This window comes from Deinococcus yavapaiensis KR-236 (assembly GCF_003217515.1).
GTDB lineage: Bacteria > Deinococcota > Deinococci > Deinococcales > Deinococcaceae > Deinococcus_A > Deinococcus_A yavapaiensis.
The window spans coordinates 89,077-106,403 of the sequence record NZ_QJSX01000016.1; the positions used below are offsets into that span (position 1 = coordinate 89,077).

General features: G+C 62.5%; 22 protein-coding genes. 16 read left to right on the top strand and 6 right to left on the bottom strand.

Features of this window, described 5'->3' with window-relative positions; all coding sequences use genetic code 11:
- Positions 1 to 143: 143 nt before the first annotated feature.
- Positions 144 to 1,181 (top strand): S41 family peptidase, encoded by a 1,038-nt coding sequence (locus DES52_RS17925; protein WP_170131137.1) that lies wholly within the window; start codon positions 144 to 146, stop codon positions 1,179 to 1,181.
- Here DES52_RS17925 and DES52_RS23610 read toward each other — a convergent pair.
- Positions 1,178 to 2,221: a restriction endonuclease gene (locus DES52_RS23610; protein ID WP_110888209.1), complete on the bottom strand. Its 1,044-nt coding sequence runs from the start codon at positions 2,219 to 2,221 to the stop codon at positions 1,178 to 1,180. The genes DES52_RS17925 and DES52_RS23610 overlap by 4 nt on opposite strands.
- A gap of 88 nt (positions 2,222 to 2,309) precedes the next feature.
- Between DES52_RS23610 and DES52_RS17935 the strand changes: the two genes are divergently transcribed.
- Positions 2,310 to 3,194 (top strand): phage integrase N-terminal SAM-like domain-containing protein, encoded by an 885-nt coding sequence (locus DES52_RS17935; RefSeq protein WP_170131139.1) that lies wholly within the window; start codon positions 2,310 to 2,312, stop codon positions 3,192 to 3,194.
- Between the two features lie 681 nt (positions 3,195 to 3,875).
- Positions 3,876 to 5,324: a replication initiator protein A gene (locus tag DES52_RS17940; protein WP_170131140.1), complete on the top strand. Its 1,449-nt coding sequence runs from the start codon at positions 3,876 to 3,878 to the stop codon at positions 5,322 to 5,324.
- A 524-nt stretch (positions 5,325 to 5,848) separates the two neighbouring features.
- Here the strand turns inward: DES52_RS17940 and DES52_RS23105 are convergent.
- The gene (locus DES52_RS23105; RefSeq protein WP_170131141.1) at positions 5,849 to 6,019 is read right to left on the bottom strand and encodes a hypothetical protein; all 171 of its coding nucleotides are present in this window, start codon (positions 6,017 to 6,019) and stop codon (positions 5,849 to 5,851) included.
- Positions 6,020 to 6,393: 374 nt separating this feature from the next.
- On the opposite strand from DES52_RS23105, the gene DES52_RS17945 reads away from it, so the two are divergent.
- The 3 genes from DES52_RS17945 to DES52_RS17955 all read left to right on the top strand — a co-directional run bounded on the left by DES52_RS17945 (position 6,394) and on the right by DES52_RS17955 (position 8,526).
- On the top strand, positions 6,394 to 7,053 hold the full coding sequence (locus tag DES52_RS17945) for a tyrosine-type recombinase/integrase (RefSeq protein WP_245901118.1): 660 nt from the start codon (positions 6,394 to 6,396) through the stop codon (positions 7,051 to 7,053).
- Positions 7,054 to 7,423: 370 nt separating this feature from the next.
- The gene (locus DES52_RS17950) at positions 7,424 to 8,050 is read left to right on the top strand and encodes a ParA family protein (protein ID WP_110888211.1); all 627 of its coding nucleotides are present in this window, start codon (positions 7,424 to 7,426) and stop codon (positions 8,048 to 8,050) included.
- A 230-nt stretch (positions 8,051 to 8,280) separates the two neighbouring features.
- Positions 8,281 to 8,526: a hypothetical protein gene (locus tag DES52_RS17955; RefSeq protein ID WP_211317957.1), complete on the top strand. Its 246-nt coding sequence runs from the start codon at positions 8,281 to 8,283 to the stop codon at positions 8,524 to 8,526.
- 258 nt (positions 8,527 to 8,784) lie between these two features.
- On the opposite strand, the gene DES52_RS17960 is transcribed toward DES52_RS17955, so the two are convergent.
- Together DES52_RS17960 and DES52_RS17965 are read right to left on the bottom strand one after the other, a co-directional pair.
- On the bottom strand, positions 8,785 to 9,015 hold the full coding sequence (locus tag DES52_RS17960) for a hypothetical protein (protein WP_146237363.1): 231 nt from the start codon (positions 9,013 to 9,015) through the stop codon (positions 8,785 to 8,787).
- 311 nt (positions 9,016 to 9,326) lie between these two features.
- Positions 9,327 to 9,677 carry a S24/S26 family peptidase gene (locus tag DES52_RS17965; protein WP_110888213.1) on the bottom strand — a complete coding sequence of 117 codons (351 nt, stop codon included), beginning with the start codon at positions 9,675 to 9,677 and terminating at the stop codon, positions 9,327 to 9,329.
- A 2-nt stretch (positions 9,678 to 9,679) separates the two neighbouring features.
- Between DES52_RS17965 and DES52_RS23110 the strand changes: the two genes are divergently transcribed.
- The 9 genes from DES52_RS23110 (at position 9,680) to DES52_RS18000 (ending at position 14,506) form a co-directional block, all read left to right on the top strand.
- The gene (locus tag DES52_RS23110; RefSeq protein WP_170131142.1) at positions 9,680 to 9,850 is read left to right on the top strand and encodes a hypothetical protein; all 171 of its coding nucleotides are present in this window, start codon (positions 9,680 to 9,682) and stop codon (positions 9,848 to 9,850) included.
- Positions 9,847 to 10,986: a phage recombination protein Bet gene (bet, locus tag DES52_RS17970; RefSeq protein ID WP_170131143.1), complete on the top strand. Its 1,140-nt coding sequence runs from the start codon at positions 9,847 to 9,849 to the stop codon at positions 10,984 to 10,986. The genes DES52_RS23110 and bet overlap by 4 nt, the downstream gene beginning before the upstream one ends.
- 181 nt (positions 10,987 to 11,167) lie before the next feature.
- Positions 11,168 to 12,151 (top strand): helix-turn-helix domain-containing protein, encoded by a 984-nt coding sequence (locus DES52_RS17975; protein ID WP_110888215.1) that lies wholly within the window; start codon positions 11,168 to 11,170, stop codon positions 12,149 to 12,151.
- Positions 12,148 to 12,945, top strand: a complete 798-nt coding sequence (locus DES52_RS17980) for an ATP-binding protein (RefSeq protein WP_110888216.1) — start codon at positions 12,148 to 12,150, stop codon at positions 12,943 to 12,945. The genes DES52_RS17975 and DES52_RS17980 overlap by 4 nt, the downstream gene beginning before the upstream one ends.
- Positions 12,942 to 13,265, top strand: a complete 324-nt coding sequence (locus DES52_RS17985; protein WP_146237364.1) for a hypothetical protein — start codon at positions 12,942 to 12,944, stop codon at positions 13,263 to 13,265. The genes DES52_RS17980 and DES52_RS17985 overlap by 4 nt, the downstream gene beginning before the upstream one ends.
- On the top strand, positions 13,262 to 13,534 hold the full coding sequence (locus DES52_RS17990) for a MarR family transcriptional regulator (protein WP_110888218.1): 273 nt from the start codon (positions 13,262 to 13,264) through the stop codon (positions 13,532 to 13,534). Before DES52_RS17985 ends, DES52_RS17990 begins: the two co-directional genes overlap by 4 nt.
- A complete protein-coding gene (locus DES52_RS22635) occupies positions 13,531 to 13,713 on the top strand; it encodes a hypothetical protein (RefSeq protein WP_146237365.1) in 183 nt (60 codons plus the stop codon). Before DES52_RS17990 ends, DES52_RS22635 begins: the two co-directional genes overlap by 4 nt.
- Positions 13,710 to 14,060: a hypothetical protein gene (locus tag DES52_RS17995; protein WP_110888219.1), complete on the top strand. Its 351-nt coding sequence runs from the start codon at positions 13,710 to 13,712 to the stop codon at positions 14,058 to 14,060. The genes DES52_RS22635 and DES52_RS17995 overlap by 4 nt, the downstream gene beginning before the upstream one ends.
- Entirely contained in the window at positions 14,027 to 14,506 is a 480-nt protein-coding gene (locus DES52_RS18000; RefSeq protein WP_110888220.1) for a hypothetical protein, read from the top strand. The genes DES52_RS17995 and DES52_RS18000 overlap by 34 nt, the downstream gene beginning before the upstream one ends.
- 580 nt (positions 14,507 to 15,086) lie before the next feature.
- On the opposite strand, the gene DES52_RS18010 is transcribed toward DES52_RS18000, so the two are convergent.
- Positions 15,087 to 16,034, bottom strand: coding sequence for a hypothetical protein (locus tag DES52_RS18010; RefSeq protein ID WP_110888221.1), 948 nt, complete (start codon positions 16,032 to 16,034; stop codon positions 15,087 to 15,089).
- Positions 16,035 to 16,559: 525 nt separating this feature from the next.
- Between DES52_RS18010 and DES52_RS18015 the strand changes: the two genes are divergently transcribed.
- A complete protein-coding gene (locus DES52_RS18015; protein ID WP_110888222.1) occupies positions 16,560 to 16,832 on the top strand; it encodes a hypothetical protein in 273 nt (90 codons plus the stop codon).
- 163 nt (positions 16,833 to 16,995) lie between these two features.
- Here DES52_RS18015 and DES52_RS18020 read toward each other — a convergent pair whose 3' ends face one another.
- Positions 16,996 to 17,280, bottom strand: a complete 285-nt coding sequence (locus DES52_RS18020; RefSeq protein WP_110888223.1) for a hypothetical protein — start codon at positions 17,278 to 17,280, stop codon at positions 16,996 to 16,998.
- Between the last annotated feature and the right edge of the window lie 47 nt (positions 17,281 to 17,327).

Here is a 17,327-nt window from a genome sequence, read left to right on the forward strand (position 1 = left end):
GCGAACGTGAATTCCCGAAGCTGAATGGAACTCGCGAAGTTGAGTGCGGTCAGTATGACAGGCGTGCACGCGGCGTGCATGAACGCGCGACACGTCCATTGAGCGGCGCCCCCGAACGAGAGCGCACGATGGCGGAGGACGCCGTGCCGGCCGTGCGTGACTTCGCGCGCACCATGCCTGGCGCGATATACGAAGACGCGACAACGGTGCGCGCCCGGGAGCGCGGCCCTGCCTGTATCGGCGTGGGTGTTCCAAGTGACGCGAACGCGTTGGCCACGCACGGGTTGAGCAGCGTGCAACTGGGGAGCCCCGCGTACAAGGCAGGCGTACGCGTCGGGGACGTGATTGAACGCGTGGACGCTCAAGCTGTTCAGGGACGCACGCCTCTGGAGTTGCTTTCGGCGTTGTGCGGCGCGGACGGCTCTACAGTCACCCTTCAAGTGCGGCGAGGTGAGCGACAGTTCGACGTGACCGTAGCGCGGCGCGTGCCCGTCAGCGATCCATTCACAAGCGTGTTGTTGCCGAACGACGTCGGGTACATCGGCGTGCGCACCTCCGCGTCGAAGCTGGGCGGTTTGCCATTCGAGTTGGGCGTGGAAATCGACCGGTTGCAACGCCAAGGCGCGCGTCGGTTCATCTTGGATGGGCATGGCAACGCCTCGCTTTCCGTGGAGAACGGCGCGGCCCTGGCAGACGTCTTTCTACGCGCGGGGCTGCTTTTGAGGATGTACGACGTGAACGGCGAACGAAAGCCGTCGCCAAGCCAGGCGCACAACGGGATGTACGATGTGGACGCGCCGTTGGTGGTGCTCGTCAACGAATCCACGGCGTACGGCGGTGAAGTGTTGGCGGCCGCGCTGCAAGCGTACGGACGTGCACGCGTGGTAGGTGCGCGCACGAGCGGGAATGGCGTGTTGTTCTTTCCGTTTCGCACGCCGCAGGGTGGTGTGTTGAGTGTACCTGTGCGCGCGTGGTTCACGCCGAGCGACCGCAGCGTGCACGGGGTGGGGGTGACACCGGACGTGGTCGCGCCGAGCGATTCAGGCGTGTTTCCCGATCAGCCTAACGTCTCTCTGGACGCGTCGGTGGCGGCCGCGTTGGCGCTGCTTGCCCGCACGAGTGGTCAGCAAGCTGCTTGTGCCCCTGCTCAAGGGCACAAGCAGCTTGTCGCGCCAGCTTAGGTGGTCGGTGCAAGCGAGTCCGCTGACACTTGCAGCACACCGTTCACTTGAGTGACGCCCACGCGGTGCTCGATCAGCAAGCCCACGAGGTCCTTGCCGATCAGCAGCGTGATCGGCGCGGCGCTGTCACGCATGGCTTCCTCGCGTGCGCCTTTCGAGTAACTGCCGCTCGTGATGAACACGCCACGTTCGTGTACGTGCAAGCTGCCACGAAGGTTCTGCACGTCAGGACGGCGGATGTTCGCTGCGTGCCGCTTCACTTGCATGGCGATACGCAGAGGCGCGATCAACTCCGTGGTGAGTTCCGCGCGTACGTCGACGCCCGCGTCGTTGGCGTAAGGAGTGTTCTGCACTTGCACGAAGCCCATTGCCGCGAGGAGCCGCCCGACGAGCACCTCGAAGTGCTTCGGGTCCATCACGCGAAGACACGCGAGCAACTCGTCGTGCAAGGCGGCGCTGTTCGCGTCCTGCGGCTTCACTTCGCTGGCCGCCGAGTCGGCCAAGCGGATGAGCGCCCCGTCTCGTAGAAACCGCAGTGTTTCCCCGCGCTTGCCGCGGCGGTCGTTCTCCACGTAGATCTGCGCAGACATCGTTGCGTCGGGCGTTTTGCCATGTGACACGAGGAGACCTTCACGCAACGCGACGTTCGTAATGTCACGGTAGTGCATGGGCTGCCCGTTTCCGAAAGCGCGCAGAACCGCTTCTGCGGCGTCCGTGAACGATCGACTGGCGGACGTGGTCGCGGCGGGGGGCGCGCAAGGGTTACAAGCAACCTTGGGTGGTCGGAACTGCCCTTGGTTTCGCAGGCAAAACTTGACGTGATCTGACCGGCCAGGCGCGAACGCTCGGCTCGAATTGGTTCGAGTGTCGTGATTGGCGTGTGTTTTTCGATGCGGGTTTCTTGCAGTGGCGAGGAAGTCGAGCGCGATGGGAATATATACAATTGCAGCTGATCCTCTCCCCTGCGCTCCTTCTCCTTCCGAACAACGCGCCACGCTTTCAACCACGAACTTGATCAGCACGGGCCACAGCGTGAGCACGGGGACAAAGCCCCGTCAGCCGAGACGCCAGCACGACGCGACACAACGACGAGGACGACCCACTCGAACAATTGTATATATTCCAAGTGTGGACGCCACCACCCACCTGCCCGAACACCTCCGCCGCGCCCTCACCCGCAGCGACATCGAAAGCTTCCTGCACCTCCTCGACGACCACACCCCCGGCACCCCCGGCAGCACCACCCGCAAAAACTACACCTCAAGTTGGCGACGACACCTCCGCTGGACGCAACGCGAACAACGATCCATCCTGAACGCCACGCGCCACGACACGAACGCCTACCTCGAACTCCTCACGCGCGAACACGAACACGCGCCCGCCACCATCCGAAACCACATCACACGCCTGCGCACCTTGTACGACGTCCTCCACCAGATCGGCGCCCACCCCGGACCGAACCCAGTCGGACAACGCCCCCTACCCCCCCACCACCCGGAAGATTATCGGCACGTGTACACCAACGCCGAGCTCGACCTCTTGCTCACGCACGCCAACCCCGCCGGCCGCGCCCTCCTCCTCCTCGGCGCCCACGCGGGCCTCACCGGTCCTCAAGTCGTCACGCTGCGCTGGCCACACGTCGACTGGACCCAACGCCGCTTGCATCTCGACAAGCACGACGTGCCCCTCGAAGACGACCTTGCGCGCGCCCTGCACGCGCACGCCGTCGAGCAAGGACACGGCGACCTCTTCCCCACCGACACGCTCATCTTCAACTTGCGCAACGACCACGAGTTACGCGCCTTCATCTACCGACTGTGCGACCGCGCCAACGTCACGTACAAAGCGTGGCGTGCCTTGCGCGCCCACGCCGGACTGCGCCTGCTGCAAGCCAGCAACGACCCAGCGTTCGTCGCGCAGCACCTCGGCGTGCACACCCTCAAAGCCATCGCACCCCTCATCAAACTCGCCGAACGTAACGCAACCTCACCGCGTGAACCAAGCGCTTCGTGACGCCCGCCGAATACAACAATCAACAACGTCCGCCGCCGCGTGCCTTGACGACAACTCCTATACAAATCCGACGCGACCGCACGTTTAAACGTACCCAAGGTGCCGAGAAAAGACCGATTTGTACCTGCGCCCGACGACGCGCTGCCTCCGCGCGCCAAACGGTGACGCTCTCGGCCGCAAACCGAGCCGCCGCGTCCATTCATGACCGCCCGTCGAGCGCGAACGGCACGCGTATCGTCTTTGTCGGTACCTTGACGCGACCTATCGTCTTCCTCGGTACTTCCCTGCGAACGCTTATCGTCTTCCTCGGCACCTTTTCATCGTCTTCCTTGGCACTTCCCTGCGAACACCTATCGTCTTTCTTGGTCCCTTCGACACCTTCGGTATCGTCTTCCTCGGCACCTTACTATCGTCTTCCTCGGTACCTCCTGCCGCCCTAAGTATCGTCTTCCTTGGCACCTTCGACACCTTCAGTATCGTCTTCCTTGGCACCTTCAACGCCAAAACCACGTCTTCCTCGGCACCTTTCTATCGTCTTCCTCGGCACCTACACGAGAAAAACACGTCCAGGACGCGCTCGCCGCCGCCACCTTGATGATGTTTTTTCATCAATCACTACCAAACAACAACAACAAGATCAACATCAGCGCGAACAACAAAACCGTTACACTGAACGGCACGGTGAGCGGCGAAACGAAACCCAAAGGCAAGACGCTCGCGCGCGCCTCCCGCAGCGCGCCACGCTTGGACGAAGTGAACGTCGGTCGGCTCGGCCTCGTCAGCATTCACGAACGCATCCCCGCCGATTACACCGAATGGGAAGTCGACCTTGAAATCGCCGGTCGCGCCGCGAAACTGCGCTGCGAAGCCTTACCGAAGTACGGCGTTCCACACGGCCTCGACAACGACATCACAGTCGCACTCATCAACTTGTACGTCGAAGCGGGCGCACCTGAAACACGTGAGTTCGCAACCACCGCGTACCGAGTGTTGCAACGCGCCGGGCTGAGGCACAGCGGACAGTATTACGCCGCCCTCGCGGAAAGCTTGCAACGCCTGAAAACAACCACGTACTCCGCAAGCGACTCGTGGTTCGATCAAAAGCGTCGCTGGGTCACCGCGCAATTCAATTACATCGAAGCGCTCGAGTACAGCAGCGACGACGACGAATTGTCCTTATCGCAAGGAAGCCTGCTCAAAATTCGCCTTGCGGAACCAATCACCGCGTCCATTCGCGCGAAGTACCTCAAACCCCTCGATGAAACGCTGCTCGCGCGCCTGCACGGCACGCAAGCACGCGCGCTGTACCGCCTGCTCGACGCGCGACGACGCGACCCGACGGACCTCACGCGGGTCCTCGACGCGTTCACCACCGATTTACGCGTGTGGGCGCAAGAATGCAAGATTTCCGACTTGAAACCCGCGCGCATCAAACGCACCCTTGAAACGCCCCACCGACAGCTCGTCGAAGAGCACTACCTCGCGAGCGTCGAGTACGGCGGAACGCGAACGCGGCCGACCATCACGTACACGTTCGCGGACCCGGCACGGCAAGAAGCTTCTTCGCCACTTGGCGCGGTCACCTCGACCGCGGGCACGGACGCGTCGCTCGTCAAGGCGCTGCGCAAGTACGGCATGACCGCTCCGGTCGCACGGCAATTGATCACGAAGTACGGCGAGCACCACGTGACCGAGCGTCTACGCAAATTCGTGATGATGCTGGCGAGCGGTTATCAAGCGAAAAACCCGGCGGGGTTGCTGTACGACGTCATTCGTGCCGAAGAAGGGCAGTATGCCGATCCTCCGGGTTTCACCGCTCACGCGAGGTCGACGCGCGTCGTGGACTCGAGCGGTTCACGTTCAACCTCTCCGGAAGACAACGAGGTGCAAGCCGAGCAGGAACAGGCGCGGTTACGTGCTTTACCGATCGAGGCGCGCGTCGATCACGTCGTGCGGTTGCTGCAGATGCTGCTGCACCGTGAGCTCAGCACCAGCGACTTCGCGCGGTTGCACGCGAAGCTCTTCGACATCGACGATCAAATCACCTTCGGGCAACGCGCGGTGGGCCTGGTGGCGCAAAAGCGCAAAGCCGACCTCCTCGACGAATTACGCGCGATCCTCGAAGGTTGACGCGCACGTACGCAAGACGACTTGCCCGAGCAACGTTGCCGGTCAGCGCATCTTGGAGAACACGTGAACTCCCGCCGCGTGGCGCTTCGTTTCGAATGAGGCAAGCACGAGCGGCACTTCGAGCGGCACGCGTTCAACGATCGTGCACGCCGAACCTCGCCTTCAGTGCGAAGTCGCCAAATGCCGAGCGGCCGACCTCGTGTGCAAGAACGAGCGTCGCACGATTCGACGTCGTTCCCAACGACCTGCGTCTCGTGCGACGCTCGCCCTTGGATGTTTGATTTGACGTCATTTCAAAAGCACCGACAGGGAAGCGCGTTTCGCCTCCGGGCGCGCTCATCGAGGACGGCCGCGAACGAGACCCATCGCAAGATGCCTTCATGCTCGCCTGCGGCCTGCCTCCCCTCGTCGCCCTTGGTTTCGTGAGCGCCGCGCGCACGGCCGAGGGGTCGCAGCGCAACGTTCGCATGCTGATCGCCGTGGCGTCGCTTGCAAGCGATGACGGCGTCGTGCCCCCTCGGGTCTTACACGTGTTGCGGAATGTGGCCGTGCGAGGCGTGCGTGGCGCACTTCGACCGCTTGGACGCGGCGCGGTTCACCGTGATGCGCGTGCCGAGCGCGGGTGAGTTGAGGTTGTTCAACGAGTTCGACGTCGTCGGGCGGCACGCCGTGATTGCACGCGCTTGTCGGCGCACTTGCCGCGTGAACGCGCGACGTGATGTGCCGAGCGGCGCGTTGGTGTTGCATGAGGCGCTCGCACGTGAACGTTGTGCGGGTAGTGTTGGGGGTTGCCGGGTCGGTCGGACAACGTGGTGCGTGCGTTGATGGGCATGGGGGCGCGTGACGCGCGCGTGGTGTTGATAAGGCGTCTTATCAACAGGTGGAGGTTTCGGCATGACCCTCGACGTGCGCCGCCAATCGGTGAAAGCGGCGCGTGACCGGGACGCCGCCGCGTTGTGGGAGCTCACGGCGGCGCACGTCGCTTGTACGGTGCGAGCGGCGCGCGTGGTTGGAGTACGCGGTCGAGGATGCCGTGGCGTTGCTCTCCCCTACGGCGGATTAAGGCGCGTTGTGGTTGCGGACGTTGGAGGCGAGCGGCAAGTGCACGTCGACGCTTCGCGTGTACTTGGCGGGTACGCGCGCGTTGTACCGAGCGTTGCGGTGGGCGCAGGCGGTGCGCGTCGATCCGTTTGTTGACGCGCGTCCGCGGAAGGATGCGACGGCGGCGTGGGACAAGCGCGCGCCTTACCCGGAGGAGGACGTGCGGCGTTTGCTGGCGTACGGGGACGTGGAGATGCGGGCGCTTGTGCTGCTTGGCGCGCATGGCAAGTTGCGCGCTTCGGAGATCGTGCGGTTGACGTGGGGAGATGTTGACGGGGAGTGTCGCGCGTTGCGTGTGGTGGGAAAGGGCGGCAAGGTGCGTGTGGTGAGCGTGACGGGAAGTTTGCGTGACGCGTTGCGCGCGTTGAAGCGTGAGGCGTCGGAGGTGTTGGTGATCGGGCGTTCGCCGGAAGCGGCGCGAATGCGGCTCAAGCGTGTGTGCCGCCGGGCAGGCGTGACGTACCGTGGGTTGCATGCGTTGCGGCATTCGGTGGGCACGCGGATTGTGCGTGCGGGGTTGAGTTTGCAGCATGTGGCGCGTCATTTGGGGCACGTGTCGGTGGCGACGGCGGAGGTGTACGCGAAGTGGGTGGATGACGCGTTGACGCTGGAACTTGAGCGTTGGTGACGTTGGGCGTCAACAGGACGTCGACGGTGTGACTTCGTGGAGCGAGTCTTGCGTACTCTGTAACTTTGTAACTTAGAGTCTTCGTACCTCGGTATCTCTCGAAGTGACTGAGCTACTGAGTTCGTGACTTTGAAAGAAACAAACTTACGGTCCTTGAGAAGAAATTTTCATACTCTGTAACTTCGCAAGTCTTGAAGATCATAAGTTTGTACACTCGTGACTTCGAAAGAAACGAACTTACGATCTTTCTGAAGAACCCTCGTACTCTGTAACTTCATGACTCTCAAAGATCGTAAGTTCGTACTTTCGTGAGTTTGAAAGAGTCAAACTCACGGTCTTCCTGAATTCGGATCTCTGTTACGATGATCGTATGAAGTTGCTCGCCATCGTGAACGGCAAAGGCGGCGTTGGCAAGACGACCACCGCGGTCAACATGGCCACCGCGCTCGCCCGCCGAGGCCTCAAGCCCTTGCTCGTCGACACCGATCCTCAAGCCAGCGCCTCGTGGTGGGTCGAACGCGGCCCCGACGCGTTTCCATTCGACATCGCCAGCGAAACCAACCCCAGCCTCCTCGGTCGACTGCGAGAAATCGGCGGGTACGACGTCGCCGTGATCGACACGCAACCCGCGCTCGCCAGCGACACCCTCAACACCGTCGTTCGCCTCGCGGACTTCGTGATCGTTCCCACGCCGCCCGCCGCGATGGACCTCAGCGTCGTCATCGAAACCGTGCGGCGCGCCATTCAACCGACGGGCGTTCCGTACCGCGTGATGCTCACCCGCGTCGATCCTCGCGCGCTCAACGAAGCGCTCGAAGCGCTCAGCACGCTGACGGACATCAACGTTCCGGCGTTTCACGCGTTCGTTCGTGCCTACAAAGCGCACGAACGCGCCGCGCTCGACGGCGTGCCGATTCACGCGTACCGCGGCGCGAACGCCAAGGAAGGCGCGCGTGATTACGACCGGATCGCCGAGGAGGTGACGCGCGAATGGTGAAGCGCAAAGGGTTGGGTGACTTGCTGCGTCAGGAAGTGAGCGCGTCCACGCCGGTCCTCGACGCTTCTGTTACTTCGGAACACCGTGACTTACAGAGTTCCGACACGTTGGGTGACCTGGCCGCACTCGAAGCGGCCCGCGTGAACGCCGAGCTCCTCACGGCACCGCCAGCCAAGTCAAAGCAAACTTCCGATGAAACAAACGTTGACGCTTCGGAACAACTGGAAGGCGTGCCTTCCGCGAAGTACTTGATGCTCGTTCGAAAGGAAACTCGGCTGCGAGAAGAACAGTATGACGAACTCACACGCCTCGCGCGCAAACTCAACAAGCGCAAATCGAAAACCGCTCGAACCGAGCGCATCACCGAAAACACGTTGATTCGCGTTGCCATCGACGTGCTGCTCGACCGGGCGGACGCCCTCAACGGCGACGATGAAGCGGCGCTGCTCGCAACGCTACGCCGCGCCATGACGTGACGGCATCACCCCGGGCAGGGGAGAGGCGCACCCCAAGTTAACGACACCTCACGTGCAGTTCACGAGCGACGTACGCGTTGACGAAGAACGAACGGCACCGAAGGCAAGCCAGGAGGACGGCCGCTGCAAGCCGTCCTCCACGTGGGCTCCGCGCTCACGCGCGTTTGACGAAGCGCGCTGCAGGAGTGCGACCGTGGCAACGCAGTTCCCTCGAACGCTCAGCGTTCGCGCCGAACGATCGTCAACGCCCGCGGATTTCTACGCGCAGTGTCCAGGCGAAAATCGTCTTCCGCGCATGCCAGCTTTCGAAATCATGTTGAAGACGGTCATGAATGTCACGCCGAGCAGGGCTTTGCGTTGTACGTGTTGATCGCGCCGTTGTGCGACGGTGATGCTGCTGGCGGCGTTCACAACGCCGCGGTCGGAACGGACGACGAGTTGCGCGAGGAACACGCGCGGCGGCCAGCGTAGAAGAGGGGAGGTCGTCATGGTGCCTTGGTGGCCGGTGGATTCGCGGTACGCCATGACCGAATGAGGTTTTGCGCGAGGTTGTTCGCCGCGCGACTCGAGCTCACGTCCATTGCATTCGGGGTGCGTTCCTGCCGAAGTCCTCGGTCCAGCCCGATGGTGATGCCGTCAGGGGAGCCGGGTCTATTCACGCAAGGTGAGGTGCGTCGCGATCGTGCGGACGTTCGGGGTGTTCCCGACAGAAGGTGAGGCTTGAGCGTGAATGACGAGTTGCACGAACTGCGGGTCTTGTTGGCAGACGGACGTTGCCGCTGGGTACCGTGATTCGCACTTCAAACCCAGCGCACTTGCCCAGGCGCGACGTACACGCCATACACCCGTCCGAGCATCACAATTCCCTCGAGGCCGTAGCGGGTTATCGGCTTGTGCTTCGGGTTGTCCGAAAGCAACGCTCTATTGCCGCGATACAAACCGAGGCGCTTGACGATCGTGGCGCCGTTCGAGCAGGAAAAGGCGTAGACGGCTCCGTATACCGTCGTCAAGTCTTGTGTGGCGACAAGGACGTAATCTCCATGACGAATGGCGTCGTCGCTGCCATCTCCCGCATGCTCGCCGCCGCCCGCCACGAAGCCAACCGTGACCGCTGTGACGACTGCGGTGGCCGCGGGCACCTCGACGGGCACGAATGCACTCGGTGCCGCGCATAATCGCCTGCGCACTCCCCGGTTTCGGCTTCCTGCTCATCCTGATCGGCGCGATGAGCCTCAACCTCCCCGTGCTCGGCATCGGCCTCTTCCTCGCCATCATCGGCGCTGACGAGATGGACGCCCTCGCGCAATGGCAGGTGCTCGAATGACCGCCCTCGCCGAACGCCACCAACCCATCCAGCTGCAGCTCGTGACCTTCGATCGAGAGCAAATCGACCTCATCAAAACGCAGATCGCCCCCGACGCGTCCGATGGTGAACTCGCCCTCTTCGTTCAGCAGTGCAAGCGCACCGGCCTCGATCCGTTCTCCCGGCAAATCTACGCTGTCGTGCGCGAACAATCCCAAAAGGACGAACGCGGAAACTGGATCAAAGTCAAGAAAACGACGATCCACACGGCGATCGACGGCTTCCGCCTCATTGCCGAACGCACCGGGAAGTACCGAGGGCAAGTCGGCCCGTGGTGGTGCGGTAAGGACGGCGTGTGGAAAGACGTGTGGCCGAGCGACGAACCACCTGCTGCTGCGCGCGTGGGCGTACTGCGAAGCGATTTCGCCGAGCCGCTGTACGCCGTGGCGCGTGACGCGTCGTTCGCGCAGAAGAACCGGGACGGCAAGCCGATCAGTCAGTGGGCGACGATGCCCGACATCATGCTCGCGAAGACAGCGCAAGTGCAGGCGCTTCGACGTGCGTTCCCGAACGACCTTTCAGGTTTGTACGCGACGGAAGAGATGATGCAAGCAGACGAACCCAACGCGGACGCCAGCACGCCGAGCCGTGAGGACCGCCGAGCCACGAACGTCGCGCCGGAACCCTCTCAGGACGAAGCGGCATTGCAAGCGTGGGCGAAGAAGCTCACGCAAGTCCGTGGTCGCCTGCGTGACTTGAACCTCGACGAGCAAGCCGTCGCGGTCCTCGGGAAGCACAAGTGGCGCGCCAACGTGGACGCCGCGTGGGCTTGCTACGACGAACTCGACGCGCTCGGGAAGGCCGCGCAACCGAAGCAGGAAGCGCCGACGGACGTGCCGAGCGTGCAGCTCATCACCGCGAAGCAACTCGGCGCGTTGCACGGGCACTTCAAACGCGTGGGCCTCACCACCAGCGAAGACAGGTACGCCTTCGCAGCCTACATGCTCAACCTGCCTGCCGCCAAAGGCACGAACGAACTCCTCGAGGACGAAGCGAGGTCGCTGCTCGACATGCTCGCCGACCTCGACACGGACGCCCTCACGCGGACGATCGCCGAGTGGCGGCACGCCACCCGAGAGCAGCCATCGCACGCGTGACGTGCAAAACGCGGGGCATCCCAAGGTGCCCCGCGCTTCACCATCCTCGTCTTCCTCTTGCACTCGAGGTCCCCGTGATCACAACACACCCACCGCGTTCCCCGCGTGAGCAGCGCACCAACGACACCCCCACCACTTCTTACGAGGCGCTCAACGCGTCAAGCACGGGAAGGACAGCGTCATGAAACTCGGGCAGGAAACCATCATTCCCAACTGGGCGCTGGACGCGATCGAAGACCTCACGAACGCCGCGGACATCAAGGTGCTGATGTTCCTCGCGCGGCACGGTCGCTACCGCGTCAGCGAGTACAGCACCAAGCAACTCGCCATTGCCCTCGAGCTCGACGTGCGCACCGTGCAAGCCACGACCGCTCGCTTGCATGCCGCTGGCCTCATCCTCTCGGCGAGCGGTGTGCATTGCGTCTACAAGGCGCCCGCAAGGCTTACGCAAGCCCCTTGCAAATCTACTCGTGTCGACAACGAGAAAAACACGTCCCGGACGGCAGATTCATCAGTTCCGAAGAAAGGAATGGATGAACTGATGAAAGAAGGAACACAAGAACGACATGCCGAGCCGCCCACGATCCACGTGCCGAACGAGTTGGGCGCGACAAGCGCGCCCGTCGATTCAGAACTTCAAGAGGCGTTCGAGGACGACCCGATGCTCGACGTCATGCTCGCCGAAGCGCACGGCGTGCCTTGGGAATCAACCGCCTCTGCCATCACGGACACGCCCACCCTCCCCGAAGGCAACGCGTCGAGTCAGCCCACCGAAGGCGGTAAGGTTCCGCGCCGCCGCGCCGCGCCTGTGGGCAAGGCTGTGGAGAGCAATTCCACGCCTTTCCAGCGGATGTTCAGCGCCCTCGCCCTCGGATGCGCCTTGAAGGAAGCCGACTTGACGGCCTTGGTTCGCGGTCGCATCGGCAAGGCCGCGCGCAGCCTCCTCGAAGCGAAGTACACCGCCGAGGACATCCCGTCGATCGTCGCGTGGATTCGCACGAACGAAACGTGGCGCACCGCCAAGCTCAGCGCGCAAGTCATCGAGGAGTGCGCGCCGTCCTGGAAGGCGGCCGTTCCGGGAAACGTCCCCCTCACCGCCAAAGCGACCGGTGACACGACCGCAACGAGCGACGCGCGTCGCCGTTACGAGGAGCGTTACGCATGACGCACGACACGGAACACCTCACCTTGCGCGCGTTGACGAGCACCGAAACGACGGCGCGTGCCAAGCGCGTCACCGCGCACAACCCCACCTTGCCCGCGTGCCCCACGTGCAACGCGCCCGCCTTCGTCGGGTACGCGTACACCCCATGGAGTGACATCGCGCACGACTGCAACTGCGTCGCGGATCGTGAAGGCGCGTACCTCGTGGGATTGCGACGCGCGTGGCAAGCTCGCACGGCCCTGCCCGCGTACCTCGCGACCCTCCCAGAGCGCTACCGAGCGTACACCCTGCCGGGCTTACGCACGACCTTCGAGAACACGCAGGCGCGCGCTGCTTGCGAAGGACTCGACCGCGCGAACGTGTACTTGTACGGCCCAGCCGGGACGGGCAAAACGTACCTCGCCGTCGCGACGGGCCGCGCGTACGCCGAGCAAGGTCGTAGCGTGCGCTTCTGGAGCTTGAACCTCCTGATCGGCGCGTACCGTGACGCCATCGCGAACCGCACGCGCGCACCGGAGCTCGCCTCGGTGGATGTCCTCGTGCTCGACGACTGCGGGAAGTTGAAGCCGTCGGAGTACGTGTACGAGCAGGTGTACAACCTCCTCGAGGCGCGTTGGGCGGACGCGAAAACGACGATGTTCACGGCGCAGCACAACCCTGGGAAGGTCGCGTTGACGCTCACGCCCGCCGGGAATGAAGACGCCGCGGGCGCCCTCGCATCGCGCATGGGCAGCGGGTACGTCTTCGAGATCGCCGGGGATGACGAGCGGTGCAAGAGCGGAGGCGCGTCGTGAACGGCACGCCGAAGGTGTACGCCGACTTCTTCCTCGTCGCGTGGGATGCGAGCGGGAAGCTCTTCGGGTGCGCCCCTGAGCTTGGCGAGCGCGCCGCGTCCTTCAAGTCGATTCACGAACGCGCGGGCCGCACGGTCACGCGGCATGACGTCCACGAGCTGGCCGAACTCCTCAAGTCACGCACTTCGAATCGCGTCGACGACCAGGTGGTCGCTGAGGTGTTCGCGGAGCTCGAGGTGCTGCACGGCAACACCGAAGGACCCCTCCAAGCGCGCGAGCAAGGAAATCTCTTCGACTTCCCCGCGGAAGGTGCCTCGTGAGACTCACCTTTCAGCAAATGCAGCACTTGCCGCGCGAGCAACGCGAAGTGCTCCTCGCCATGCGTGACCGCGACGAGATCACGCCCGGTTGGTTTCACGCCCGCCTTGGCTGGACGCGACAGTCGTTCCTCACGGTCGTCGCGCACATGACCACCCTCGGGTACTTGGAGCGTGACGCGCTGAACGACACGTTACGCGTGAACACCCGCGCTGTCATCAGCGCCCGATACGACGTCACCCTCACGCGCCAGCAGGGAGCCTTGTCATGACGGCACACCCCCGAGCTGCCACGGAAAGTCGTGTGACCTGCCCGCACTGCGACACGCCCCTCATCGTCGCCAAGACGCACGAAGACGGCGCGACCGCGAAGTGCGGGAACTGCCGCCTTCTCGTGACCGTCCGTCGTGATCCGGATCGACTCGAACCCGCCAAGCAGGAGGCCAAGTGACCAGCCCGCACACCATCGACGCCCTCACCACCGCCGAAACGAATCAACTCCAGGACCTCGAGGGGCGAATCCAGCAAGGCTGGCAAAGCTTCCTCGACGTCGGCGAGGCCCTGCTGACCATCCGTGATCAACGCTTGTACCGCGCGACGCACGCGAACTTCGAAGCGTACTGCGAGGAACGCTGGGGTTGGTCCGCTCGACATGCGAATCGCCTTATCGGTGCGTTCGAAGTGCAGCGGCAAGTGGGACCACATGGTCTCACTTTGCGAAACGAAGCGACCGCCCGACCCCTCTCGGCCTCCCCGCCGAAGAGGTGTCCCTCGTCGCGCAAGCCATCAAAGCCGTGACGGGCAGCGACAAACCCTCCACCAGCCAAGTCAAAGCGTTCGCCGAGACTGTCCGCGACTTTCACAACACCGGAGTCGTCGAACACCCCGACACGGGCGAACACGTCCCCTGGACGGAGCTGCCCGACGCCGCGCGACTCGCCGTGCTGCGCGAGAACGTCACGAACAACGCGTACGAACGCCTGCAACGCCAGAAGAACCACATCGAAGACAGCAAAGCCCACGCGGCCCGCCCGAACGTCGTCGACTGGCTCGACGACTACGGCACGAACAACCTCACGCCCGATCAGCAGATCGTCATCACCCGCGCGAGGTACGGGTACACCGCGAAGCTCATCGACGAGACAAGCGGCGAGGTGCTCGCCGAAGCGGAAGGCGCCTACTTCAAGAAGGCGCTCCTCGGCCTGATCGACCTGCTGGGCACCACGAAAGGGGAGACCATGTGACCTCGAACTCGCCGATCACGCTGGGCACCTCAACTGGATGACACACTTCGTTGATGGCACCATCGTTCGCACATTCTTGCGCGGTTGGTGCCCGAGGTAGACAGCAACACGAAGCGCTTGGACGTTCTCGGGGCGGCTTCAGCACCATGATTCATCAGCGCGCTGAAAGCCACGGCAAACCCTTCGCATTTGTCCTGAGCGGCGGAGAGCGCCATGAGGCAACGTTTTTCGACGCTCTCTAACCGTCGAAGGCGAATCGGACGTTTGACAGTGCGCACGACAAGTTTTTCATGCAGTGGGAAGTGACGGCGAGCACGACGCTGCCCATAAGGGTTCTACGGTTGCTTCGGGTGAATCGCCCGAACAAGTTGCAATGTTGCACGTACGGGAACGTGAACTGCTTGCAACGCGCCGACCACATCCCTTGCTGCACGAAGACTCACGATGTGGCGAGCGTTGCGCGGATCAATTGAGAACGTTGCGCACGCCATGACGCTCACCGCGCCCCATTATTGAACTTCGAAAAGAACAGCAGCGTACGAAAGTGCGCCGCTGTTCTTTCACGCTCATGAGAAGGCCGTCAAGGCACGGTTACATCTGACGTCGACGTGAACGACCACGCGACCTGGTCGGCAAAGATGTCATCGTTGGACACGAAGTCCCGTGCATAGATGCCTGCTTTGTACGTGCCGGAAGTGAGGGTGGCGAAGGTGACCGTCACGTCGAACGCTCCGCCGTTGATTCCAGCGGTTGTACTGCTTACGAACGGCGTGGGTACTTTGTAGAGCTCACCTTGCACGGATTTCGCACGAACGTCCGCCGTGCCTTGCAAGCGTGCGCTCGTGCCGTTCAGCGTCAGCGAGGGATTAGTGATAAACGAAAGCGTCTTTGTAACGTCCACGGTGAAAGTCTTGGTGTACACCGTGCCTCCGATGGTTGCGGTCGCCGTGTACTGACCGGAGACAACCGTGTTGCTCAGCCCGCCCAGGACGTTTCCCGCAGAGATGCTCGAGAATAGACGCATCGTCAGGGGCTGACCGCCGTTGAATTCAGCGGGTCCTTGCACGGTGACATCCGTATCCTGCGGCACGCCTTGCCCCGCTGGGTCTTGGAAGCGTGTCCGACCAGCGTAGAGCACGCGGCCCGGCGTGGTGTCATCAACGAAGGTGCCGCCGATGACGTCCAGCCCGTACGTGGTGACGTTGATGGTGGCGATTTTGCCTTCGCTGGTGGCAGTGATGGTGGCGGGCGCACGGGAGACGCTGAGGTGACGGGCGGTGATTTGCCCGTCGCTGTTCACGCTGATGAGGTTAGGATTGCTTGACGTCCACGTGACGGTCCGCCCCGACAGGGTGTTTCCGGCACTATCCCGAAGCAGGGCGGTGAGGTTAGCACTCTTGCCGACTTCGAGGTTGGTCGTTCCGCCGACGGTCACAGTGGCAACGCTCGGTGGAACGGCATTGGAGTTGCACGCGGCGAGCAGGCCGCCGAGGACGAGGAAGAGTGCCGGGGCAAGTTTCCAATGCATACAATCCTCCAATACAAGCTTGAGCTGCAGTGAGGTTACTATAAGCAGCGGGCGGAGTACCATAGCAGTCATCGCCGGCTTTGTCGAGGCAGCGTTTAAAGTTGCCTTTTGGGGTGAACAACGGGAGCAGGTCCACTCCTTAATCCCTAACAAGCGCTGTGAAATTAGAAGGCATGCGTACGGTCCACTTACAGCTCAGTGGCTCTAAGCGTTAAAGCCAGTTCAGCAAATACGTTTGAGGTACGCCCCTGGTTTTTTGCCAGCGGGCAAGAGGGCGAGTTGCGACGAGCATCCTCGATCTCGAACTCGTCGTGAAGCGGTCCGAAGCAACGAAGGGCTTCGTTCTGCTGCCTCAACGGCCGGGTTGCAAAGCGCTCCTTTGCGTGGTGCATGGCTATCGTGGTGCCGACGGCTGAGGCGCGATCTCGAACGTCTGCAAGTGACCCTGATCGGAATGCAGTTCTTCGCCTTCGGTCTTCTGCTCGCAGCAAAACCACCCCTCGCCGCTTGAGGTTCTTCAAGTCCTTGGCCACGAAGTTCCCCTGTGCGTTCCACACAGAGGAATTCCTCGGCGTGTACACCACCCTCGAACGCGTCCGCGCCGCCGCCATCACCTTCGCCGATCGAGACGGCTTCGGCGACAAGATCACCATCGGAACCAACGAGCACACCGACGACTTCTACGTCGTCACGCCCGGCGGCCCCCAAGAGCAGAAACCTTGGAAGTACATCAGTGGTAGCGGCGCCCATCACTTCCGAGCGGTTCGCGTCGAAGTAGACGCGCCACCCAACAGTTAGTAGAGAGGAGCCCAATGGAAGGCCGAGCAACACTCGCTGAGCTGGACAGGCAAGCAAACGACAATACAGCCGACTTCGAGCGGCTCCTCATCGCTCACGGTTAAGTGACGCCTGCCCCACGTCACGAAATCGGACTCATCATTGAGGCGCAAGACGAACGTGATCACCACGAATTGCTCGACGTGCTGTGGCGGATTCGTTGCCCCGCCCTATTGCGGACATCGGCGACGCTTTGAATGCTGTCCAGGTAAGTCATCGCAAGACATATTAAGATATGATTAAATCTTATTAAGAGGGATGTTTGATGAACGCGGAAAAGCTCGCTCAGCAACTCGTCGAAGCCCAGGCGAAACGAGATCGACGATTGGTCAAGTTGGCGGCTCACTTCGACCTCCCACACCCAAATAGTCTGCGCATCGAACAGCAAATTCAGCAGGATTACATCCATGAAGTGCGTGTCCTTCGACGGGCAGGCAAAGTGGGCAAGTCGTACGC